At 57.6% G+C, this 3,879-nt stretch carries 6 protein-coding genes; 3 read left to right on the forward strand and 3 right to left on the reverse strand.

Annotated features, from left to right (window positions below):
• Positions 1-186: 186 nt before the first annotated feature.
• The gene (gene psbM / locus NW835_RS11045) at positions 187-294 is read right to left on the reverse strand and encodes a photosystem II reaction center protein PsbM (protein WP_011429539.1); all 108 of its coding nucleotides are present in this window, start codon (positions 292-294) and stop codon (positions 187-189) included.
• Positions 295-371: 77 nt separating this feature from the next.
• On the reverse strand, positions 372-668 hold the full coding sequence (locus tag NW835_RS11050; protein WP_414364100.1) for a 2Fe-2S iron-sulfur cluster-binding protein: 297 nt from the start codon (positions 666-668) through the stop codon (positions 372-374).
• Positions 669-1,029: 361 nt separating this feature from the next.
• On the opposite strand from NW835_RS11050, the gene psbB reads away from it, so the two are divergent.
• The 3 genes from psbB (at position 1,030) to NW835_RS11065 (ending at position 3,558) form a co-directional block, all read left to right on the forward strand.
• Complete coding sequence (gene psbB / locus NW835_RS11055) at positions 1,030-2,562, forward strand: photosystem II chlorophyll-binding protein CP47 (protein ID WP_414364101.1); 1,533 nt, start codon at positions 1,030-1,032, stop codon at positions 2,560-2,562.
• Between the two features lie 113 nt (positions 2,563-2,675).
• Positions 2,676-2,774, forward strand: coding sequence for a photosystem II reaction center protein T (locus tag NW835_RS11060; protein ID WP_011429542.1), 99 nt, complete (start codon positions 2,676-2,678; stop codon positions 2,772-2,774).
• Between the two features lie 376 nt (positions 2,775-3,150).
• Positions 3,151-3,558, forward strand: a complete 408-nt coding sequence (locus NW835_RS11065) for a response regulator (RefSeq protein ID WP_414364102.1) — start codon at positions 3,151-3,153, stop codon at positions 3,556-3,558.
• Here the strand turns inward: NW835_RS11065 and NW835_RS11070 are convergent.
• A partial coding sequence (locus tag NW835_RS11070; protein WP_414415309.1) for a phosphoribosylformylglycinamidine synthase subunit PurQ occupies positions 3,559-3,879 on the reverse strand: 321 nt, incomplete at its 5' end.

Here is a 3,879-nt window from a genome sequence, read left to right on the forward strand (position 1 = left end):
CTTCACCGGGGTGGGTTTTTGCTTAGAATTGGGGCATTGGCGAGCGACTCAAGTCGCCAAGGACTACGTCCCGCTAACGCGAACGGGCTTTTCTGCCCCGTACTTTAGTACGGGGCTACCAAGCTGCCCCGCTGTGTGAGCCTTGGTTCCTCAGCAGGAGGTAAGACTTGCCTTCGTGGGCCTAGGTCAGCTTTCCGACTTACTGGAAGTCTGCACGTACAAGATCACCAGGAAGATTGAGGGCACCAGGATAACCAGAATGGTGGCCAGGAGGCCTAGGTAGTTTGTCTCCATAGCTGCACACGCCGCAAACCCAACTGGCAGCTAGCATACCATCCTCAAGTCCGCCTTGCCCAAAGGGAAAGCTAGGCTTAAGGCTTAGTCCTTACCGAGACATCCCCCAATACCCTGGTCTGGCAGGCGAGACGATAGGTATCGGGTTTGCGCTTGAGCTTGCGATTTTCTGCCTCGGTGCGAGGAGAGAGGTTCTCGGCTCCCTCGACGATCTCCACCACACAGGTGCCACACTGGCCGTTGCCGCCGCAGTTGAGCAGCTTGGCCATCATCTTGTAGAGGTCAATCTGGTTCTCCAGCGCCTTCAAGCGCAGGTTAGCGCCTTCCGCGACGACAATCTCCCTATTTTCGTTGACAAAGCGAATCGTTGCCATATCCTCGCCCAAACCACGACACCTTTTAGACTGAGCCAGGGAAGCTCCAGAGTTTGCTAAGTATTGTTACAGTTTAAGTCATATTTTTAATCTTTGGCGAGAGATCTGGGAAGATGATGGCAAATAAGAGGGCATCCCGCCTGAAGCCGCTCAGGTCAGTTGCGTTTCGTTATACTGTTTGATGCCTGTGATGAAAATTCTGAGAGCGATATCCTCACTGGGTGCGCTCTTGGGTTAGGTGGGTGCGGCACCCCTCGACACTGAAGAGACTCCTTAGGTCAGGATCCCAGGTGAAGATGTCGGCTTCAGGTTTTTGACTGGATATCGCGCAAGTGTTGGAGAACGTGGAGGATCGAGTTTTATGGGACTACCGTGGTACCGGGTCCACACCGTTGTATTGAATGACCCAGGCCGCCTGATCGCGGTACACCTGATGCACACCGCCCTGGTGGCAGGTTGGGCCGGATCGATGGCGCTGTATGAAACGGCCATTTTCGATCCATCGGATCCTGTCCTGAATCCGATGTGGCGTCAGGGCATGTTCGTCATGCCGTTTATGGTGCGGCTGGGGGTGGTTAACTCCTGGGGCGGCTGGAATATCTACGGCGAGAGCGTGGCCAATCCCGGCTTCTGGACGTTTGAGGGGGTAGCCACTGCTCACATTGTTTTGTCTGGGTTGCTCTTTTTGGCCGCCTGCTGGCACTGGGTGTACTGGGATCTGGAGCTATTCCGGGATCCCCGTACCGGCGAGCCAGCTTTGGACTTGCCGAAAATTTTTGGGATCCACCTGCTCTTGGCCGGGATCCTTTGTTTCGGCTTTGGGGCTTTTCACCTGACGGGGGTGTTTGGCCCAGGGATGTGGGTAAGCGATCCCTATGCGACGACAGGGCACGTCCAGCCAGTAGCACCCGAATGGGGGCCAGCCGGGTTTAACCCCTACAATGCCGGCGGGGTGGTGGCCCACCACATTGCCGCAGGCATCGTGGGCATTATTGCCGGCTTGTTCCACATTACGGTACGTCCGCCCCAGCGCCTCTACAAGGCCTTGCGCATGGGGAACATCGAGACGGTGCTGTCCAGCTCGATTGCGGCCGTGTTTTTTGCCGGCTTTGTGGTGGCCGGCACGATGTGGTACGGCAGTGCCACGACTCCTGTGGAGCTGTTTGGCCCCACCCGCTACCAGTGGGACTCCGGCTATTTCAACCAGGAAATTAACCGGCGCGTCAATGCGGCTATGGAAGCTGGGATGACCCGCAGCGAGGCCTACAATTCTCTGCCCAAGTCCCTGCTCTTCTACGATTACGTGGGTAACAGCCCGGCCAAGGGTGGTCTCTTCCGGGCCGGTCCCATGAACAAGGGAGACGGCATTGCCATCGAGTGGCTAGGCTACCCCGTCTTCCGGGATCGTGAAGGTCGGGAGCTGACGGTGCAACGCATGCCCAACTTCTTCGAGACGTTCCCCGTCATCCTGCGGGATGCCGATGGTGTGGTGCGGGCAGACATTCCCTTCCGCCGCGCCGAGTCGCGCTACAGCTTTGAGCAGGTGGGCGTGACGGTGGAGTTCTACGGCGGCAAGCTGGACGGTCAGGTGTTCACTGACCCGCCAACGGTTAAGAAGTACGCCCGTATGGCCCAGTTGGGTCAGCTCTTCGAGTTCGACCGAGAAACGCCCAAAGCCGACGGCACCTTCCACACCAGCCCCCGCGGTTGGTTTACCTTCGCCCATGCGGTCTTTGCCCTGCTGTTCTTCTTCGGCCACATTTGGCACGGCGCCCGTACTCTCTTCCGAGATGTGTTCGCCGGTATTGACCCGAACATGAGCGAGGAAATGGTGGAATTCGGCGTCTTCCAGAAAGTGGGGGATCCCACCACTCGCAAGGTGCAAGAAGCGTAAGGCTTTCTCGCGGGATGACCGTCGGCACTCTGTTTCTCTTGGGAGATGGGGTGCTGACGGTTCCGAGCTAATCTGGAGTCAAGCCCCCTTAGAACTTTGATTTGGAGGTTGGTATGGAAGCCATCACCTACACCTTTATTCTGTTTTTGACGTTGGGCCTTCTGTTTTTTGCCGTCGCCTTTCGCGAAACTCCTAGGATTCAGAAGAAGTAACCTGAGCTAGGGGCTGCTGTCGGCTTGCCGAGGGCGTTAGCGGGTCGAGGCGGCCCGAAGAGACGGCAGTTGTACCGCGGACAAGGCCGGAAAAATCCCCGGCCTTGTTTTGTTTTCAGATAGCGCTCGGTTCCAGGCTGGTAGAGTATCCCCCAGGCAACCCAGCAAAGCTGTTTTCAAAACGGTAGCTGTCCTCTCCTGCTGGCAGAGGGGGTAGCTGCTGGTGCTGCTTTATTGAGATTGCTATCAGTATCTTAGAGGGGGAGCCCTTGTCCCACTGCTCAAATAGGATCGCTAGAATTGCTTCGCGACGGTTTCCAGAACTATGGGGATTGCCGGGGCTTGAGTTCGCAACTAAGTCAACTTTAGGTTAGCGATGGCAACAGTGCTGCTGGTGGAAGACGATCCAATTAACGCCCGCGTTTTCGACAAAGTGTTGCGGCGGCGAGGCGGGTTTGAGGTCTTTCACAGCCAGGATGTGGAGGAAATCCTACGGCTGGCGCAGGCGCGCGAGGTGGACGTGATTTTGCTGGATGTCTCCCTCTCTCAAAGCACCTTTCGTGGCGAGGCAGTGGACGGGATCCGCATTGCCCAACTGTTGAAGGGGGATCCCCGAACAAGCTCCATCCCCATCCTCTTGGTAACGGCCCACGCCATGCGCGGCGACCGCGAGGCCTTCCTGGCCCAGAGTGGGGCCGATGGCTATATTGCTAAGCCAGTAGTGGATCACGAGGAGATGGTCAACCAAGTGCGCCAGGTGTTGGCTCAGGCCCAGCAGTCTTAGTCAACTGGCAAGACTGGTTACGATGGACTGCCAAAAAGGGATCCCGTCCTGCCCTGGCAAATCGGGATCTGCTGCCCGCTCCGGGTGAGGCATCAAGCCAAGGATGCGACCGCTGGGATCGCAAATGCCAGCGATGTTATCCACCGAGCCATTGGGGGCGACCGGGGCATAGCGAAAGACGATCTGCCCCCGATCCTGGAGCTGCTTGAGGGTATCGCCATCGCAGACGTAGCGGCCTTCTCCATGGGCAATGGGCAGGGTCAGAGTGGCTCCGCGAGGGTAAGCCCTTGTCCAGGGCAGATCTTGCCGCTCCACGCGGAT

The sequence above is a fragment of the Synechococcus sp. OH2 genome (genome assembly GCF_047462155.1).
Taxonomy (GTDB): Bacteria; Cyanobacteriota; Cyanobacteriia; order Thermostichales; family Thermostichaceae; genus Thermostichus.

What these genes read in the sequence shown, in the direction of transcription:
- psbM (WP_011429539.1), bottom strand. Translation starts at nt 294, where the DNA reads ATGGAGACAAACTACCTAGGCCTCCTGGCCACCATTCTGGTTATCCTG.
- NW835_RS11050 (WP_414364100.1), bottom strand. Translation starts at nt 668, where the DNA reads ATGGCAACGATTCGCTTTGTCAACGAAAATAGGGAGATTGTCGTCGCG.
- psbB (WP_414364101.1), top strand. Translation starts at nt 1,030, where the DNA reads ATGGGACTACCGTGGTACCGGGTCCACACCGTTGTATTGAATGACCCA.
- NW835_RS11060 (WP_011429542.1), top strand. Translation starts at nt 2,676, where the DNA reads ATGGAAGCCATCACCTACACCTTTATTCTGTTTTTGACGTTGGGCCTT.
- NW835_RS11065 (WP_414364102.1), top strand. Translation starts at nt 3,151, where the DNA reads ATGGCAACAGTGCTGCTGGTGGAAGACGATCCAATTAACGCCCGCGTT.